Source organism: Sphingomonas sp. GW821-FHT03E12, from assembly GCF_059420685.1.
Window position 1 is genome coordinate 590,743 of the sequence record NZ_JBWKUF010000003.1, and the last position, 18,063, is coordinate 608,805.

Below are 18,063 nucleotides of genomic sequence, written 5' to 3' on the forward strand. Positions count from 1 at the left end.
CCCGGATGAGGGTCATCCGCGTGCGGCGCACTATAGCAGCGCGGAGATGGCATGCGAGTTACTTCACTCCAGCACGCCCTCATGCAGCCGCACCACGCGATCCATCTTCGCCGCCAGCCGCTCATTGTGTGTCGCGATCAGCGCCGCCGCGCCCTCGCCGCGCACCAGCCGCAGGAATTCGGCGAGCACCACATCGGCGGTGTTCTCGTCGAGATTGCCGGTCGGCTCGTCCGCCAGCACCAGCGCCGGCCGGTTGGCCAGCGCCCGCGCCACCGCGACGCGCTGCTGCTCGCCGCCCGACAGCTGGCTCGGCCGGTGCGTCAACCGTGCGCCGAGGCCGAGCGCGGTGAGCAGCCCCTCTGCCCGCGCCCGCGCATCGGCAAGCGTGGCGTTCTGGATGAGCTGCGGCAGCTCGACATTCTCGAGCGCGTTGAAGTCGGGCAGCAAATGGTGGAACTGGTAGACGAAGCCCAACTTGTCGCGCCGCGTGACGGTGCGCGCATGGCTTTCGAGCTTGCCGACTTCCTCGCCCGAAATGCGAATCGAACCCTCGAACCCGCCTTCGAGCAGGCCGACCGCCTGAAGCAGCGTCGATTTGCCCGAGCCCGAAGGGCCGAGCAGCGCGACGATCTCGCCCTGCCCCACGGTCAGGTCGATGCCACGCAGGACGTGGATATCCGCGCCGCCCTGGCTGAAGGTCCGCTTGAGGCCCGTGGTTTGAAGGACCATCTCACTCATAGCGCAGCACCTGCACGGGATCGGTGCTCGCCGCCTTGAAGGCGGGGTAGAGCGTGGCGAGGAAGCTGAACACCAGGGCCATCAGCGCAATCCCCGCGACCTCGACCGGATCGGTCTTGGCGGGCAATTCGGTGAGGTAACGCATCGACGGATCCCAAATCTCCTGCCCGGTGACGAAGCCGAGGAAGGTCAGCACGCCCTGGCGGAAATAGAGCAGGATGAAGCCGAAGATCAGCCCGGCGAGGATGCCCAGCGATCCGATCACCGTACCCACGGTCACGAAGATCTTGATGAGCCCGCTTCGCGTCGCGCCCATCGTACGCAGGATCGCGATGTCGCGCGTCTTGGCGCGCACCAGCATGATCAGTGAGGAAAGGATGTTGAACACAGCGACCAGGATCAGGATCGACAGCACGGTGAAGGTCACCAGCCGGTCGACCGCCAGCGCCTCGAACAAGGTCGCGTTGAGCGTGCGCCAGTCGGTCAGCTGGCCGACGCCGGCGACCTGCTGTGCCAGCGGGGCCAGGATCTCGCCGACCTTGTCGGGATTGCTGGTGTCGAGCTCGACCATCCCCACCGTATCGCCCATCAGCAACAGCGTCTGGGCATCCTCCATCGGCATCACGACGAACGCCTTGTCATAGTCGTACACCCCGATCTCGAAGATCGCGGCGACGCGGTAGGACACGATGCGCGGCACCGTACCGAACGGGCTGGTCAGCCCCTGCGGGCTCAAGAGCGAGACGCTGCTCCCCGGCGTCGCGCCGAGCGATTGCGCCAGTCGCGATCCGATCGCGATGCACTCGCATCCCGGGGTCAGCTGCTTCAGATCGCCGATCAGCACATTCTTGTTGAGCGTCGGATTGATGCGGATGTCGGACACGTTCATGCCGCGCACCAGCACGCCCTCGACCCGCCCCTGGAAGCTCGCCATCAACGGCTGCTCGATCAGCGGGGTGGCACTGGTCACGCCCGGGGTTTTCTTCGCCTGCGCAACGATCTCGCGCCAGTCGCGCAGCTGGCCGCCATAGCCCTGCACCACGGCATGGCCGTTGAGGCCGGTGATCTTGTCGAACAGCTCCGCGCGGAAACCGTTCATCACGCTCATGACGATCACCAGCGCGGCAACGCCGAGCATCACCGCGACCAGGCTGATCGAGGCGACGAGGAAGATGAACGCCTCCCCCCGCCCGGGCAGGAGGTAGCGGCGGGCAATCATCCGCTCATATCGGGAAAGAAGCATAGGGCGGCGGTGTTAGGGGGTGTTTGCGGTTTCGCAAAGAAGCGAATTTCGTTGGCGGGGACGCCCCGCAGCCCATTCGTAACGGATGGGCACAAACCCGCGCTGTTGCCAAATAAACACAGGATGAATGCAAAGCGCTGCGGTGACGTCATCGCCCCGTGACAAGCGGCACCCGCCATCCTAGCACGTCCCCACGAAGCGCAGGCAATGGCCGTGGTTCGGGGAGGCTCTCCCGTCCCGTTCTTTCTCGGAAGGATGTGTGGGCAGGAAAGCCACAAGGGGGCTGACGAGGCATCGTCACGCAGGCGCCCGGGCTGGAAACGGCCCGGGCGTTTCGCGTTTCTGGACCAGATTCCCCCGCGACGCCTAGATCCGTAAATGCCTGATGGGCCGCCAGTGGCGCCAGATGGAGCCGAAAAGGGTGATTTGCGAGCACCGGAGCGCAGCGTACTTCAGTACGTGAGCACCGGAGCGGAGCAAATCGCGCTTTGCAGGCCTGTCTGGCGCCGCTGGCGGCCCATCAGGTCGGGGAGGAACCGCAGGAGCCTGGTTGCGGCCCCTCCCCTGGCATCTGCCGCCCGCGCCGGCCTGTTCCTAAAGTCAATCGCGGGGGCAGATACGTCTCGTTGTGCGGGGCTAGAAGCTCAGCCCCGCGGTCACGCCATAGGTGCGCGGATCGCCGACATTGCCTGAGATCAGCCCGGTGTTGCCCGGCGTCGTCGCCAGCACGTCGAAATACTTCTTGTCGAACGCGTTGCGCACCCAGCCGAAGATGTTCAGCCCCTCGTCGGTGCGGAAACCGAGGCGGAAATTGGCCAGCGTGTAGCCGTCGATGTCGGTGTAGATGGAGCGCGAGGCGTTGGACGAGAATTTGGACCGCGAGTTGGCGTCGGCGCCCAGATAGATCTCGCCGTCCTTGCCGAACACCTTGGCGGGTACATTGTATTCCGCGCCATAGGAGAAAGCCCAGTTGGAGATGCCCGGCAGCCACTGGCCGGAGATATCGCAGACCAGCGGGCTCTGTGCACCCGGCACGCCGGGCGCGCCGCCGGGGCTGCCCGCGGGGGCCGCGGGGCCGCCCGAGCGCTCTGGCGGGCACGGCGCGTTGGTGAACTTCACATATTCGTGGTCGGTATAGGCACCGTTGACGTAGAAATTGAACCGCTCGCTCGGCCGGATCGAGAAATCGGCCTCGACGCCACGCACCCGCACTTCGCCGGCATTGGCGAGATAGCCGCGCAGGGTCGAGTTCTGGCCGTCATTGACCAGCGCCTGATAGTCCTTGATCACCGTCCAGAAGCCGGTGACGTTGAACGTCGCCTTGCGGTCCCAGAACTGGGTCTTCACGCCCAGCTCGAAATGATCGACCTTCTCCGGATCGACCTGAGCGAACTGGGTCTGGGCGACGCCGTTGGCGACGGGCACGCCGTTCAGGTTGAGACCACCCGATTTGAAGGTGTGGGCGTAGGTCGCATAGAGAAGGATATCGCGCGACGGCTTGTACGATGCCGTGAAGTCATAGGTGACGTTCCACGCGCGATACGCCTCGTCGGTGAAGGCCTGCGGCGTCAGCGCGGTGCGCTGCTCCACCTGGCGCGGCGTGCCGCCGGTCGCCGGAACGAGGTTGCCCTGCCCGTCGCGCACGATGCTGACATAGCTGCCGACCTTGTCGTCATAGTTGACGCGCACGCCCGGCGAGAGGGTGATCGCATCGGTCACCTTCCAGTTGAGCTTGCCGAACAGCGCTCCGCTGAAGTTCTTGAGCTGGATGTCGTTCGCCGCGGTCAGCCCGTCCAGCACCGTCGGATCGTTGGCCAGCGCGCTCGACGGGTTGATCAGCCAGCGGCTCGCCGCCGGGCCCTGGCGTTGCGTCCCCGTGGTGTGGATCTTCTGGTAGAAGCCGAAGGCGCCGATGACATAGTCGAAGCCGCTCCCCTCGCCCGCATAGCGGAATTCCTGGGTGAACTGGTCCTGCCGCGTCGGGTTCTGCGACAAAGTGGTGATCGGCAGGCCGGTGAAATCGCGATCATTCGCGGGCAGCCAGTCCCAGAAGCGCCAGGCGCTGACCGAGGTCAGCGTACCCGAACCAAGCTGCCATTCGGCGCGCAGCGAGACGCCGCCCAGCACATTCTTGGCATTGAGATCGGCGTCGAGGTCGGTGAGCCGGTCGAACGGATTGGTGCTCGGCACCGCATAGCCCAGCGCCGCGGTCAGCGCCGGATATTGCCGGTTGGCGGCGCGCTGGGTCGGACCGTATTTGATGTAGATCTGCGCGCAGCATTCCGGGTTCTGGCGGCTGTAATCGGCGCTCAGTGTCAGGCTGAGATTGTCGGTCGCGCGCCACAGCAGCGCGCCGCGCAGGCCGATATTGTCCTGCTCGTTGACGTAGTTGCCGGTGGCGACATTGAACACGGTACCGCGGCGATTTGTCGCCGCGAAGCCGATGCGGACCGCGACGTCCTCGCTCAGCGGGCCGCTGATCGACGCCTTGGCCTGCTTGAACTCGAGATTGCCGACCGACAGTTCGGCACGGCCTTCGAAATTGAAGCTCGGCGCCTTGCTGGTGATGTTGATCGCGCCGGCGACGGTGTTCTTGCCGTAGAGCGTGCCCTGCGGCCCGCGCAGCGTCTCGATCTGCGAAACGTCGAGGAAGTCGAGCGTCGCGACCGCGACGCGGCTCAGATAGACCTGGTCGATATAGACGCCGACGCCCTGGTCGATGCCGTCATTGGTGAGGCCCAGAGGCGCGCCGAGCCCGCGGATGTTGACCGACGAGTTGCGCGGGTTGGTCGAGTAGAATTGCAGCGTCGGCTGAAGCTGCGCCAGACGCGAAACGTTGAAGCTGCCGGTATTGTCCAACTCCTTCACGCCCACCACGCTGATCGGAATCGGCACGTTCTGCACCTGCTCGGCACGGCGGCGCGCGGTGACGACGATGTCCGAGGCCGCCGAGCTGCGCTGCACGTCCTCGGCATCGCGCCCGGTTTCGCCCGGCACGGTCGGCGGCGCGGGCTCTTGGACGGTGACGTCGGCCGGCGGCGTTTCCTGCGCGAGCGCCGCGGGCGACGCGCTGGCAAGCAGCAGGAATGATAAAGTGTTCAGGCTCACTGGTTGGCTCCCCTCGTGGTGTCGGGGTTAAACTCCACTAGGTCGATAGGGTTTAGCCAGAAAGCGATTCTATTCCTACCTGATCAATAGGCTTTACACCTTAATTGCCACACATTTCACCGCGCTCTTGAAACCCGTCACCGGCTTCCCAAATCAACGCTGCACGGTGCCTTCGGGGCCGCGCAGACCTGGCATCGCAGTTCAACTGGATGCCACAAGACGTTGAAATTGCTCAATAGAGGATTCGCTTTATGCGTCAGATCGATCTCACCCCCTTCCGCCGTTCGACGATCGGCTTCGACCGGCTCTTCGATATGCTCGAAGCGACCGCGCGCCAGTCGGGCAGCGAGAACTACCCCCCTTTCAACCTCGAGCGAATCTCCGACGACCGCTACCGGATCACGATCGCCGTCGCCGGCTTCAAGCCTGACGAGGTCGAGATCACCGCGCAGCAGAACCTGCTGCTGGTCGCCGGCAAGAAGATCGAGTCGCAGGACAACAACGCCGCGCAGATGCTGCATCTCGGCATCGCCAATCGCGGGTTCGAGCGCCGTTTCGAACTGGCCGACTTCGTGCTGGTCGAAAGCGCCAACCTCAATGACGGTCTGCTCGTGATCGAGCTGGTCCGCGAGGTGCCCGAGGCGATGAAGCCCAAGAAGATCGCCATCGGCAGTGGCAACGAGTCCGACGACGGCACCGCGATCGAGCATCGCTCGGTCGGCTGAGCAGCCGAAGTCCCAAAGGGCGGCGCGTTCTACCCCCTTGCGCACCGCCCCCGGAGGGCGCCCGGATATCCGTCCGGGCGTCCTTTTCTATTTCTGCGCCGGAAGCAGGAACCTGAGTGCGCGGGTAAAACCGCGCGGCGCGACCGAAACATGGTCCTCGCCGTTCAATATCTCGGCCTCAAGCGTCAGCCCGGGATAGCCCCGTTTGCGTAGCGTGTCCGCCAGCGCGCGGCTGTCAGCGACAAGGTCCACGCTCTGGTTGTAGCGCGGATCGCCCTTGCGCAGCGCCTCATACTCGCCGGTGTAGATGAAGACCTTCGCCTTCAGATCGCGATGTCGCGCGGCATAGGCGGCCTCAACGCCGAGCATGTGGCGCTTGTCGTACCAGAGCGACGGGCTGCCCAGGACATAGCCGCCGAACAGCTCCGGCTCGCTGAACAGGATCTGCGCGGCGAGCAGCGCGCCATAGCTGTGCCCCAGCAGGATGCCGCGCCCTGGCGCGGTACGGTAGCGGCCGGCGACGAAGGGCAGCGCCCGATCGCGCAGCCAGGCCTGGTGCTTCGCGCCCTCGCCATGTCGGGTGCCGGGCGGCGTATCGCTCGGGCCGTTCGGCGTCGGCGTATAGTCCCGCCGCCGGCTGGCGACCGGATCGCCGCCCTTGGCGTAGGAGATTCCGACCAGGATGAACTCCTCGACCTTCGGCCCCTCGACATTCAGGCGCCGAGCGATCTGGCGGATGACCGGAAAGGCATAGTCGGCATCGGTGACGTAGAGCACCGGATAGCGGCGCGCCGGCTCCGTGCCATAGGAGGGTGGCAGGCTGACGAAGAGCTGGTAGGTCCGCCCCGTCGCCGGATCGGGCACATCCCACACCTCTGTGCCCAGCAGCTCATAGGCCTGCCCTTCACCGCGTTGCGCCGGCACACCCGTCGCCGTGGGTATCGCCTGCGGAGCGGCATTTCCGCACGCAGACAAGGTCAATGCGGCTATCGCGCCGCCGAATAAGGCCTGTTTCAAGCTTCCCCCCGTGTTTTCGCTGTTCCTGCCGCTAGCGCATCGTCGAGGGCGGACAACGCCGCCGCGCATGCAAACCGGCTGATCGTTGCGCAGGCGCGACGGATCGCCGCCTTGCCTCCACCGGAACGCTAGGGCATCGATGGGTCGCATTCCAGCTTGGGGCTTCGCAAAAGAACATGGCCGCCACCGGCTTCCGCTTCGAACGCTTCGACCTCGACCCCGCCAACCGACGGCTGACGCAGGACGGCATGCCGGTCGAGCTTAACGCGCGGTACCTCGACGCGCTGCTGCTGCTGGTGCGCGCGCCCGGCCAGCTGGTCTCGAAGGACCGCTTCATGGCCGAGGTATGGCGCGGCATCCCCGTCACCGACGAGGCGCTGACCCAGTGCATCCGCACCCTGCGCCGCCAGCTCGGCGACGATGCGACCAACCCGCGCTTCATCGAAACCGTGCCCAAGCATGGCTACCGCTTCATCGCCCCCGTCCAGCCGGCAGAGGAAACCGCCTTACCGGAACCCCTGGCCAGCCCCCTGCCCGAACCGTTGCCGCGCCTGCCCGGGCGCTGGGATGAGGCTGCGCTGACCGCCGGTTTCGGCGTTCTGGGCGGCAGCATCGCCGGGCTGATCGGCGGACTGATCTACGGGCTCGCAGCCGCGTCGCAGCCGGCACAGGCTGGCGCGGCCTCGACGCTGCTGGTGCTGCTCTGCGTCGCAATCCTGCTCGCCACCGTCGGCGCCGCCGGGGTCAGCGCGGGCATCGCCGTGGCGAACGCGCTGTCGGAGCGGGCGTGGCGCTGGAGCGTCGCCGGCGGCGCGGCCGGGGGGCTTATCGTCGGCGCGCTCGGCAAGATGCTCGGGCTGGACGCCTTCTCGCTGCTGCTCGGCCAGTCGCCGGGCAATATCACCGGCGGCGCGGAGGGGGCGGCGCTCGGTGCCGCGGTGGGGCTGGGAGTCTGGTTCGCCCATCGCCGCGGCACACCCCGTTTTCGCGATGCAGCACTGCTGGGCGGGCTCAGCGGGGGCGTTGCCGGACTCCTCGTCGCGCTGCTCGGCGGACGGCTGCTCGCGGGCAGCCTCGCGCTGCTCGCCGGGCAATTCCCCGCCGCGCGCCTGCGCATCGATCAGATCGGCGCTCTGATGGGCGAAGCCGGCTTCGGCCCGCTCAGCCAGGCCGTGTCCGCGACATTGGAAGGCGCGCTGTTCGGCGCCTGCGTGACTGGCGTGATTGCGCTCGCCCGCCGCGAGCGGCGGGGCTAGCGCAAACCAGCCGGCTCTTCAGACCAACCGGCTCTGCCGCACCGCCGCTTCGATGAAGCTCGCGAACAGCGGGTGCGGGTCGAACGGCTTGGACTTGAGCTCCGGGTGGAACTGCACACCGACGAACCAGGGATGGTCGGGCCGCTCGACGATCTCGGGCAGCATCCCGTCGGGCGACATGCCCGAAAAGACCAGCCCGCCCTGCTCGAGTGCGTCGCGATAGCCGGTGTTCACCTCGTAACGGTGACGATGCCGCTCGCTGATATTCTCGCTGCCATAGATCGAACCGACCACCGAATTGCCGGTGAGCTTCGCCGGATAGGCACCCAGCCGCATCGTGCCGCCAAGGTCGCCACCCTCTTCGCGCGTCTCGATCCCGTCCTTGCTCATCCATTCGGTGATGATGCCGACGACCGGCTCGCTGGTCGGGCCGAATTCGGTCGAGGACGCGTCCGCGATCCCCGCCACGTTACGCGCGCCTTCGACGCACGCCATCTGCATGCCGAAGCAGATGCCGAAATAGGGTACTTTCCGCTCGCGTGCGAAGCGGACGCTGGCGATCTTGCCTTCGGCGCCGCGCGATCCGAACGCGCCCGGGACGAGGATGGCGTGGCACGCCTCCAGATTCGCCGCGACTTCGGCATCGTCGCCATTCTCGAACAGCTCGGCGTCGATCCAGCGGATGTTGACCTTCACGCGGTTGGCGATCCCGCCATGGACCAGCGCTTCGTTGAGCGACTTGTACGCGTCCGGCAGGCCGACATATTTGCCGACCACGCCCACCGTCACCTCCCCCTCGGGGTTGAACAGGCGATCGGTGATCTCGGTCCAGCGGCTGAGATCAGGGTTCGGGCCGGGTTCGATCCCGAAGGCGCGCAGCACTTCGCTGTCCAGCCCCTCGGCATGATATTGCAGCGGCACTGCATAGATGCTCGGCGCGTCGAGCGCGGGGATGACCGCGCTGGCCGGGACGTTGCAGAATTGCGCGATCTTGGCGCGCTCGCCCGCGGGCAGCGGCTTTTCGGCGCGGCACACCAGCACGTCCGGCTGCACCCCGAGCGAGGCAAGCTCGCGCACGCTGTGCTGGGTCGGCTTGGTCTTCAGCTCGCCCGCGGCCGCGATGTACGGCACCAGAGTCACGTGTACGCTGATCGAGCGGCCACGGCCCAGTTCGTTCTTGAGCTGGCGGATCGCCTCGATGAACGGCAGCGATTCGATGTCGCCGACGGTGCCGCCAATCTCGCACAGCACGAAATCGAGGTCGTCGGTCTCGGCCTGGGCGAAATCCTTGATCGCGTCGGTGACGTGCGGGATCACCTGCACCGTCGCGCCCAGATAGTCGCCGCGGCGCTCGCGCTCGATGATCGTCTTGTAGATCCGGCCCGAGGTGACGTTGTCCGACTGGCGCGAAGCGACGCCGGTGAAGCGCTCGTAATGGCCAAGGTCCAGGTCGGTCTCGGCCCCGTCGTCGGTCACATAGACCTCGCCATGCTGATACGGACTCATCGTGCCCGGATCGACATTGAGATAGGGATCGAACTTCCGGATGCGGACCTTGTAGCCGCGCGCCTGGAGGAGCGCGGCAAGGCTTGCCGCCATCAGGCCTTTGCCAAGCGAGGAGACCACGCCGCCGGTGATGAAAATATACCGCGTCATGGGAGTCACCGCTTAGCCTTTATGCACGAGTTGGGGCAAGCGCCCGACTCCGGGCGCCGCCGAAAAAATCTGTCGATAGCCGCTTACTTGGCGAGCGGGACGGCGCTGTTGTCCGCCGGCGCCACCGGAGCGGCGCTGGGCTGCGCCACCGGGGCCGGTCCCGAAGCCGGCCCGGGAGCCGGTGCCGTCTGCGCGGGCGCGGTCGCGCGGCTGGTGTCGATCGTGTCACCGCCACGCGTGGCGGCCAGCACTGCCAGCACGATGCTCATCACGATGAACATGCCTGCCAGGATCGCCGTCGCGCGCGTCAGGAAGTTCGCGGCGCCGCGCGCCGACATCAGGCCCGACGGGCTGCCGCCCGTGGTCAGGCCGCCGCCTTCGGACTTCTGCATCAGAATCGTCGCCACGAGCAGCGCGGCGATGATGGCATGGACGACGAGGAGGAAGGTGAACAGCATGTCGGTCTTTCGCGGGAAAGCGGCGACATAGTGGAGGTGGCCGCCGCGATCAACCGCTCAAAGTGCGCCTTATTGGAAGTTCGGTTCCAGCCCGCTCCCCCACCCGGCCACCCAGCGCCAGCATCCTATGGGTGGCCGGGTGGGGGAGCGGGCTGGAACCGCCAAACCAAACGAATGTCACATATCCGGAACATTTCGGCGCAGCACTGAAACCTGAAGGCATCTCGGGGCGTTGATGCCCCGGAAACCACGGCTCCTTGCGGGCCTGTAACTAAAACGCCTGTAACTAGAAACGAGTGCCATGCGATGAACGCCGTGAGCGACCAGTCGCTATATAACTGGAAGAACACACTGATCGATTACGTCCGGTCAGGCGAACCCGATCTCACGAACAGGCAGATGGCGCTGATGCTGCTCGTCTACCTCGATTCCGGCCCGCATACGGTGCGCGGATTGGCCAAGGCGCTCAACGTCTCGAAGCCGGTCGTGACGCGCGCCTTGAATAGACTGGGTGCCCTCGGCTATCTGCGCCGCCAGCGCGACGAAACCGACAAGCGGAACATCTTTGTCGCGCGTACACCTGAAGGGGCGGAGTTTCTTGCAGAATTCGGGCAATTCGTCACCGGCGACAGCCACGTCGGACAACCAGCCAGGCATCGCGCGTAGCCGATTCGCGCTGACCGGCCGGTCGGTGCAGATCGATCCACGGACCGATGCCGCCCGCCGTGACCTTGCCGACGTCCGCCTCGCCGACCGCGTCTTCGCGCCGCACTATGCCGCGCCGGTCGCGCATGTCGTGACGGCGCGCGTAGCGCTGCGCGCGGCCAAGGAAGCCGACGCCGAGATTCTCGCGCAGCTGGCCGAAGGCGATGTGTTCGAGGTGCTGGAACTGTCTGCCGGCAACGCCTGGGGCCGCGCGCCCGGTTCGGGACTGGTCGGCTATGTCGATGCGGCGCAGCTGAAGGTGGTGGCATGAGCATCACGGTCTTCATCGACGGCGCCGCCGGCACGACGGGTCTCGAGATTCGGGAACGGCTCGCGACACGCAGCGACATCGCGCTGATCGCGCTCGACGATGCCGACCGGAAGAACGCCGGGAAGCGGGCCGAGGCGCTCAACAGCGCCGATTTCGTCATCCTGTGCCTGCCCGACGACGCCGCGCGCGAAGCGGTCGAGCTGATCACCAACGACACCACACGCGTCATCGATGCATCGACCGCGCATCGTGTGGCCGATGGCTGGACCTATGGCTTTGCCGAACTGGAGCCGGCGCATGCCGCCGCAATCGCCGAGGCGCGCTATGTCAGCAACCCCGGCTGCTGGCCGACCGGCTTCCTTGCGCTGGTGCGCCCGCTGGTCCGCGCTGGCCTGATCCCGCCCGACTGGGTGCTCACGATCAGCGGCGCATCGGGCTATTCGGGCGGCGGCAAGAGCATGATCGCCGAGTTCGAAGGCGGCAACGAGGCCACCGGCTTCCGCGCCTATGGTCTCGGGCTGGAGCACAAGCATCTGCCCGAGATGCAGAAGCATGCCCGTATCGATCATGCGCCGATCTTCCAGCCCGCGGTCGCGCGCGCCTATCGCGGCATGCTGATCGAGGTGCCGCTGCCGCTCCAGGCGCTGCCGCGCAAGCCCTCGCCTGCGCAGATCGAACAGGTGCTGGCCGACACCTATCGCGATTCGCCGATCGTGCGCGTGCTGCCGTCGGACGATGTCTCGCTGGTCCGGATCGAGGACGATGCAGGTACCGATCGTCTGTCCATCCGCGTGTTCGGCAATGCCGAGCGCGGTCAGGCGCGGCTCATCGCCACGCTCGACAATCTGGGCAAGGGTGCGGGCGGCGCGGCAGTGCAGAACCTGAACATCATGGCCGGGTTCGATCAGACCGCCGGGCTCGTGCTTTAGATCGCTATTGTCGCGGTACCGGCCCACTCCCCCACCCGGCCACCAGCGGTGGCACGATATGGGTGGCCGGGCCGGTACCGCAGCCAGTTCGGCTTTGCCGAACCAGACTTTAGTCGCCAAAAGCGCAAGGTGCTTCGCAACCCGGAAATCCGCTGCTAGGGCGGGCGCGCAACGCGATTAGGGAGGATCGATGCGACAGCCATTCGGCAAACTGCTGCTGTTCGGAGCGACAGGGGATCTGTCGCAGCGGATGCTGATACCGTCGCTTTACGGCCTTCATGCCGATGGTCTGCTCCCCAAGGATCTGACGATCACGGGAACCGCACGGTCAACGCTGTCAGATGCCGAGTTCCGGGATTTCGCCGCCAAGGCGCTCGACACGCATTTGCCTGCGGACCGCAAGGATGCCGACGCGATCGCCGCGTTCCTCGACCGGCTGCAATATCAGGCGCTCGATGCCGCGGACATCGAGGGTTATGCGACGCTTGCCGAGAAGCTGGGCGACATCTCGAACGGCCTCGCCATCTTCCTGTCGACCGCGCCCAAATTCTTCGAGCCGACGATCAAGGGCCTCGCTTCGGCGGGCTTGGCGGGCAACAACGTCCGCATCGGCCTCGAAAAGCCGCTCGGTACCGACCTGCCCACCAGCCGCGAGATCAACGACGCCGTCGCGTCGGTCTTCCCCGAGGACCGAACCTTCCGCATCGATCACTATCTGGGCAAGGAAACCGTCCAGAACATCCTTGCGCTGCGCTTCGGCAATTCGCTGTTCGAGCCGGTCTGGAACGCCGCGGGGATCGAGCATGTCGAGATCACCGTCTCCGAGACTGTGGGCCTTGAAGGGCGCGCCGGCTATTATGACGATGTCGGCGCGCTGCGCGACATGGTCCAGAACCATATTCTGCAGCTGCTCGCGCTCATCGCGATGGAGCCTCCTGCCCGCTTCGATGGTACCTCGATCCGCGACGAGAAGGTCAAGGTCCTCCGCTCGCTCCGCCCGGTCGAGGGGCACGAAGCCGCCAACCTGACCGTTACCGGACAATATACGGGTGGCGCATCGACCGGAAAGATCGTCGCAGGCTATGCCGAGGAGCTGGAGAAGGGGTCGCGGACCGAAACCTTCGTCGCGATCAAGGCGCATGTCGACAATTGGCGCTGGCAGGGCGTGCCCTTCTATCTGCGCACCGGCAAGCGCATGACCGAGCGGCGCTCCGAGATCGTCGTCCAATTCAAGCCCGTCCCGCACTCGATCTTCGCCGAGCGCGGCGGTGTGCTCCAGTCGAACAAGCTGATCATCCGCATCCAGCCGGAGGAATATGTCCGCCTGCTGGTGATGGCCAAGGAGCCGGGCCTCGACCGTGAAGGCGTGCGCCTGCGCGAGGTGCCGCTGAACCTCAGCCTCGAGCATGAGTTCGCAGGCACCCGCCGCCGCATCGCCTATGAACGTCTGCTGCTGGACTTGCTCGAGGGCGATCCTACCTTGTTCGTGCGCCGTGACGAGGTGGAGGCGCAATGGGCCTGGATCGACGCGATCCGCGCCGGCTGGGACACCGCCGACGTCAAGCCAAAGCCCTATGCCGCCGGCACCTGGGGTCCGAGCGCCGCCATCGCGCTGACCGAACGCGACGGCGTCACCTGGAACGAATGACACCCTGTTCTAAGATTGAAGTTTCCCACTGGAGTTGTTGAAATGGCCGAAGAAATCGAATGGTGGGAGTACGAAGAAGCCGAGGAGTGGGTTGACGCCCTCGCCGGCGACATCGGCTTCATCATCGAAAGCGCGATCGATGCGCGCGGCGGTGCGGTGATCGCGCTGGCGGGCGGGCGCACCCCTGCCCCGGTCTATGAGAAGCTCGCCGCCGCCAAGATCGACTGGAAACGTGTGACGATCGTCCCCACCGACGACCGTATCGTCCCGCTAGGCGACGCGCTGTCGAACGTCACCGGCCTCGGCAAGACCTTCATCCCCAAGGGCGCGCGCGTGATCCCGCTCGTCAGCGAGAAGGCCGACGACTACAAGGCCGCCGGCCGCGCCGCCGATGCGCGGCTTGCCGATTTCCACTGGCCGCTCGACCTTGTCCTGCTCGGCATGGGCGCAGACGGGCACACCGCCTCGATCTTCCCCGGCCCGGATTTCGACGAGGCGCTGAACGGCCCCAAGGAGCGCCGCGCGCTCGGTGTGCTGCCTGATCCGCTCCCGCCCGAGGCTCCGGTCGCCCGCGTCACCCTGTCGGGTGCGGCGATCGCCAACGCCAAATCGCTGATGGTCGCGATCACCGGCGCCGAGAAGCGCAAGGTGCTCGAAGCCGCGATCAAGCAGGGCGCGTCGAGCGCCTATCCCATCGGCCGCGTGCTCGCCGAGACCGAGCTGCCGGTCGACGTCCACTGGCTGGAGTAGAACCGGCGTGACCAACCTCCTCCCCGAGATCGCCGCGGTCACCGATCGCATCATCGAACGCTCCAGAAAGCGCCGCGACGCCTATCGTGCGCTGATGATCGCCCAGCGCGAGGCGGGCAGCAGCAGCCGTGGCCGCCTCGGCTGCGCCAACCTCGCCCATGCCTATGCCGGCACCGACGAGCAGCGCGACCTGATGAAGGACGGTCGCCGCATGAACATCGGCATCGTCACCGCGTATAACGACATGCTCTCGGCGCACGCGCCCTATTACCGCTATCCCGAGCAGATGAAGATCTGGGCGCTCGAGGCTGGTGCCACCGCGCAGGTCGCGGGCGGCGTGCCTGCGATGTGCGACGGCGTGACCCAGGGCTATGCCGGGATGGAGCTGTCGCTGTTCAGCCGCGACACGATCGCCATGTCGACCGCGGTTGCGCTCAGCCACAATACCTTCGAGGGCGCGGCGCTGCTCGGCATCTGCGACAAGATCGTGCCGGGGCTGCTGATGGGCGCGCTGCGTTTCGGCCATCTGCCGATGGTGCTGATCCCGGGCGGTGCGATGCCCACCGGCATCGCCAACAAGGAAAAGGCGCGAGTCCGCGAGCTTTATGCCGAGGGCAAGGCGAGCCGCGAAGAGCTGCTCGACTCCGAAATCGCCGCCTATCACGGCAAGGGCACCTGCACCTTCTACGGCACCGCCAATTCGAACCAGATGATGGTCGAGGCGATGGGCCTGCATATGCCCGGCGCCGCCTTCATCCACCCGGGCACCAAGCTGCGCCAGGAGCTGACCAAGGCTGCCGTCCAGCGGCTTCCGCAGATCGGCTGGGACAGCAACGACTATCGCCCGATCGGCGAGATCGTCGACGAGCGCGCCATCGTCAACGCTGCCATCGTCCTGCTCGCCACCGGCGGCTCGACCAATCATCTCATCCATTTGCCCGCCATTGCGCGCTGCGCCGGGGTGATGATCGACTGGGACGATTTCGACCGCCTCTCGCGCGTCGTGCCCCTGCTCGCCCGCGTCTATCCCAACGGATCGGCCGACGTGAACGGGTTCGAGGATGCCGGCGGCCCCACCTTCGTGATCCGCGAGTTGATCAAGGGCGGCGTCATGCACGGCGACACGCTCACCGTCGCGGGCGACAGCCTCGCCGACTATGTGAAGCACCCGGTTCTGGAGGACGACACGCTCGTCTGGAAGGATCATGGCGAGAAGAGCGGCGACGATACGATCCTCCGCACGATCGACGCGCCCTTCTCCGACGAGGGCGGCTTCCGCATCCTCTCGGGCAATCTCGGCCGCGCCTGCATCAAGGTCAGCGCTGTCGAGCGTGACCGCTGGACGATCGAGGCCCCGTGCCGCGTGTTCAGCACCCAGCAGGCGGTGCAGGACGCGTTCAAGGCAGGCGAGCTCGACCGCGACGTGGTCGTCGTCGTCCGCTTCCAGGGGCCGCGCGCCAACGGCATGCCCGAGCTTCACAAGCTCACCCCGCCGCTCGGCGTGCTCCAGAACAAGGGCTTCCGCGTCGCGCTGGTCACCGACGGCCGCATGTCGGGCGCGTCGGGCAAGGTGCCCGCGGCGATCCACCTCTCGCCCGAGGCGATCGGCGGCGGTCCCATCGGCAAGTTGCGCGACGGCGATGTCGTCCGCCTCTGCGCCGAAGAGGGCATCCTCCAGGCGCTGGTCGAGCCGGCCGAATGGGAAGCGCGCGAACTCGCCGCCGCCCCGCCGCCGGACCTCGGCACGGGACGCGAGCTGTTCGCGATGATGCGCGCCGGCGCGAGCGAAGCCGAAGCCGGCGGCTCTGCGATGCTCGCCGCGGCGGAACTGTAACGTCATAGCCCCTCCCCTTTAGGGGAGGGGTTGGGGTGGGGCAGTCGCCCCGGGCGATGGTCTCGATGAGACTTGCAGTCCCCACCCCCAACCCCTCCCCTAAAGGGGAGGGGCTTGAGAAGGAGAATGAATTTGGAAGTCGTCGCGGTCGATATCGGCGGAACCCATGCGCGTTTCGCCATCGCCGAAGTGGAAGGGGGCCGGGTCGTCTCAATCGGCGAACCGGTTACCCAGAAGACCGCCGAGCATGGCAGCTTCCAGCTCGCCTGGCAGGCTTCGGCGCGCGCACTCGGGCGCGAGATGCCGCGCGCCGCGGCGATCGCCATCGCTTCGCCGATCAATGACGAACTGATCAAGCTCACCAACAATCCGTGGATCATCCGCCCGCCGCTGATCAAGGAACGGCTCGAGGTCGACAGCTATTCGCTGATCAACGATTTCGGCGCGGTCGGCCATGCCGTAGCGCAGCTGCCGTCGGAGCATTTCCTGCACCTCTGCGGTCCCGACGCACCGTTCGCGGAAAAGGGCTCGATCACCGTCTGCGGCCCCGGCACCGGGCTTGGCGTCGCGCAGGTCTTCCGCACCGGCCCGCTCAGCTACCACGTCATCTCGACCGAGGGCGGTCATATGGACTTCGCCCCGCTCGACGGGATCGAGGATTCGATCGTCAAGCGGCTGCGGTCGACCTACACCCGCGTCTCGGCCGAGCGCATCTGCGCCGGCCCCGGAATCGTCCCGATCTACGAGACGCTTGCGGAGATCGAGGGCAAGCGCACGCATCGCCTCAACGACAAGGAAATCTGGACCCTCGCCTTCGAGGGGAAGGACAGCCTCGCCGTCGCCGCGCTCGACCGCTTCTGCCTCAGCCTCGGCGCGGTCGCGGGCGATCTTGCCCTCGCCCATGGCCCGACCGGCGTGGTCATCGCGGGCGGCCTTGGCCTCAAGCTCAAGGACCATCTCGTCAATTCGGGCTTCGGCCAGCGCTTCATCGCCAAGGGGCGGTTCCAGGCGCTGATGTCGTCGATCCCGGTCAAGCTCATCACCCACCCCCAGCCCGGCCTCTATGGCGCCGCGGCGGCCTACGCCCAGGAGCATACCCAGTGAGCATCGAAACCATCATGCGCACCAGCGCGGTCATTCCCGTCCTGGTGATCGAAGATGCCGCCACCGCGAAGCCGCTGGCCGAGGCGCTGGTCGCGGGCGGGCTCAAGGTACTCGAGGTGACGATGCGCACCGCCGCCGCGCTCGACGCGATCCGCGAGATGAAGAAGGTCCCGGGCGCGATCGTCGGCGCGGGCACCGTGGTCAACACCGACCAGTTCGCTCAGGTGATGGACGCGGGCGCCGAATTCATCGTCTCGCCGGGCCTGACCGAGCGACTGGGTCAGGTCATCGTCCAGAGCGGCGTCCCCTTCCTGCCCGGCGTCGCCAATGCCGGCGACATCATGCGCGGCTACGACCTCGGCCTGCGCCACTTCAAATTCTTCCCGGCCGAAACCTCGGGCGGCCTCAAGGCGCTCAAGGCGCTCGCCGGACCATTCTACGAGGCGAAGTTCTGCCCCACCGGCGGCATCAGCCCCGCGACCGCGCCCGACTGGCTCGGCTTCAACCCTGTCCTGTGCGTCGGCGGCAGCTGGGTCACGCCCAAGGGCGCGAGCTATGCCGAAGTCGAGCAGCTCGCCCGCGACGCGGCCGGCCTCGCACGCTGAAATCTGACCGGGAGCG

The 18,063-nt window shown here is 66.5% G+C and carries 16 protein-coding genes; 10 read left to right on the forward strand and 6 right to left on the reverse strand.

Features of this window, described 5'->3' with window-relative positions; translation table 11 throughout:
• Positions 1 to 63: 63 nt before the first annotated feature.
• The 3 genes from AC07TU_RS12560 to AC07TU_RS12570 form a co-directional block, all read right to left on the reverse strand.
• Positions 64 to 738 (reverse strand): ABC transporter ATP-binding protein, encoded by a 675-nt coding sequence (locus AC07TU_RS12560; protein WP_495188234.1) that lies wholly within the window; start codon positions 736 to 738, stop codon positions 64 to 66.
• A complete protein-coding gene (locus AC07TU_RS12565; RefSeq protein ID WP_495188235.1) occupies positions 731 to 1,981 on the reverse strand; it encodes a lipoprotein-releasing ABC transporter permease subunit in 1,251 nt (416 codons plus the stop codon). Before AC07TU_RS12565 ends, AC07TU_RS12560 begins: the two co-directional genes overlap by 8 nt.
• Positions 1,982 to 2,617: 636 nt before the next feature.
• Positions 2,618 to 5,089: a TonB-dependent receptor gene (locus AC07TU_RS12570; protein ID WP_495188236.1), complete on the reverse strand. Its 2,472-nt coding sequence runs from the start codon at positions 5,087 to 5,089 to the stop codon at positions 2,618 to 2,620.
• A gap of 251 nt (positions 5,090 to 5,340) precedes the next feature.
• On the opposite strand from AC07TU_RS12570, the gene AC07TU_RS12575 reads away from it, so the two are divergent.
• Positions 5,341 to 5,814 (forward strand): Hsp20 family protein, encoded by a 474-nt coding sequence (locus AC07TU_RS12575; RefSeq protein WP_495188237.1) that lies wholly within the window; start codon positions 5,341 to 5,343, stop codon positions 5,812 to 5,814.
• An 87-nt stretch (positions 5,815 to 5,901) separates the two neighbouring features.
• Here AC07TU_RS12575 and AC07TU_RS12580 read toward each other — a convergent pair whose 3' ends face one another.
• The gene (locus AC07TU_RS12580; RefSeq protein WP_495188238.1) at positions 5,902 to 6,738 is read right to left on the reverse strand and encodes an alpha/beta hydrolase; all 837 of its coding nucleotides are present in this window, start codon (positions 6,736 to 6,738) and stop codon (positions 5,902 to 5,904) included.
• A 269-nt stretch (positions 6,739 to 7,007) separates the two neighbouring features.
• On the opposite strand from AC07TU_RS12580, the gene AC07TU_RS12585 reads away from it, so the two are divergent.
• Positions 7,008 to 8,087 carry a winged helix-turn-helix domain-containing protein gene (locus AC07TU_RS12585; protein WP_495188239.1) on the forward strand — a complete coding sequence of 360 codons (1,080 nt, stop codon included), beginning with the start codon at positions 7,008 to 7,010 and terminating at the stop codon, positions 8,085 to 8,087.
• An 18-nt stretch (positions 8,088 to 8,105) separates the two neighbouring features.
• On the opposite strand, the gene pyrG is transcribed toward AC07TU_RS12585, so the two are convergent.
• Both pyrG and secG read right to left on the reverse strand, forming a co-directional pair.
• Positions 8,106 to 9,743 carry a CTP synthase gene (gene pyrG, locus AC07TU_RS12590; RefSeq protein WP_495188240.1) on the reverse strand — a complete coding sequence of 546 codons (1,638 nt, stop codon included), beginning with the start codon at positions 9,741 to 9,743 and terminating at the stop codon, positions 8,106 to 8,108.
• A gap of 83 nt (positions 9,744 to 9,826) precedes the next feature.
• On the reverse strand, positions 9,827 to 10,198 hold the full coding sequence (gene secG, locus AC07TU_RS12595; protein WP_495188396.1) for a preprotein translocase subunit SecG: 372 nt from the start codon (positions 10,196 to 10,198) through the stop codon (positions 9,827 to 9,829).
• 309 nt (positions 10,199 to 10,507) lie between these two features.
• On the opposite strand from secG, the gene AC07TU_RS12600 reads away from it, so the two are divergent.
• The 8 genes from AC07TU_RS12600 (at position 10,508) to eda (ending at position 18,047) form a co-directional block, all read left to right on the forward strand.
• Positions 10,508 to 10,867, forward strand: coding sequence for a MarR family transcriptional regulator (locus tag AC07TU_RS12600; protein ID WP_066575589.1), 360 nt, complete (start codon positions 10,508 to 10,510; stop codon positions 10,865 to 10,867).
• A gap of 25 nt (positions 10,868 to 10,892) precedes the next feature.
• Positions 10,893 to 11,177: an SH3 domain-containing protein gene (locus AC07TU_RS12605; RefSeq protein WP_495188241.1), complete on the forward strand. Its 285-nt coding sequence runs from the start codon at positions 10,893 to 10,895 to the stop codon at positions 11,175 to 11,177.
• Positions 11,174 to 12,106 (forward strand): N-acetyl-gamma-glutamyl-phosphate reductase, encoded by a 933-nt coding sequence (argC, locus tag AC07TU_RS12610; RefSeq protein ID WP_495188242.1) that lies wholly within the window; start codon positions 11,174 to 11,176, stop codon positions 12,104 to 12,106. Before AC07TU_RS12605 ends, argC begins: the two co-directional genes overlap by 4 nt.
• A 190-nt stretch (positions 12,107 to 12,296) precedes the next feature.
• The gene (gene zwf, locus AC07TU_RS12615) at positions 12,297 to 13,754 is read left to right on the forward strand and encodes a glucose-6-phosphate dehydrogenase (RefSeq protein ID WP_495188243.1); all 1,458 of its coding nucleotides are present in this window, start codon (positions 12,297 to 12,299) and stop codon (positions 13,752 to 13,754) included.
• Between the two features lie 42 nt (positions 13,755 to 13,796).
• A complete protein-coding gene (pgl, locus tag AC07TU_RS12620) occupies positions 13,797 to 14,504 on the forward strand; it encodes a 6-phosphogluconolactonase (RefSeq protein ID WP_495188244.1) in 708 nt (235 codons plus the stop codon).
• A gap of 7 nt (positions 14,505 to 14,511) precedes the next feature.
• Positions 14,512 to 16,338 carry a phosphogluconate dehydratase gene (gene edd, locus AC07TU_RS12625; RefSeq protein ID WP_495188245.1) on the forward strand — a complete coding sequence of 609 codons (1,827 nt, stop codon included), beginning with the start codon at positions 14,512 to 14,514 and terminating at the stop codon, positions 16,336 to 16,338.
• A gap of 132 nt (positions 16,339 to 16,470) precedes the next feature.
• Positions 16,471 to 17,442 (forward strand): glucokinase, encoded by a 972-nt coding sequence (gene glk / locus AC07TU_RS12630; RefSeq protein ID WP_495188397.1) that lies wholly within the window; start codon positions 16,471 to 16,473, stop codon positions 17,440 to 17,442.
• Positions 17,439 to 18,047: a bifunctional 4-hydroxy-2-oxoglutarate aldolase/2-dehydro-3-deoxy-phosphogluconate aldolase gene (eda, locus tag AC07TU_RS12635; protein WP_495188246.1), complete on the forward strand. Its 609-nt coding sequence runs from the start codon at positions 17,439 to 17,441 to the stop codon at positions 18,045 to 18,047. Before glk ends, eda begins: the two co-directional genes overlap by 4 nt.
• Positions 18,048 to 18,063: the final 16 nt, after the last annotated feature.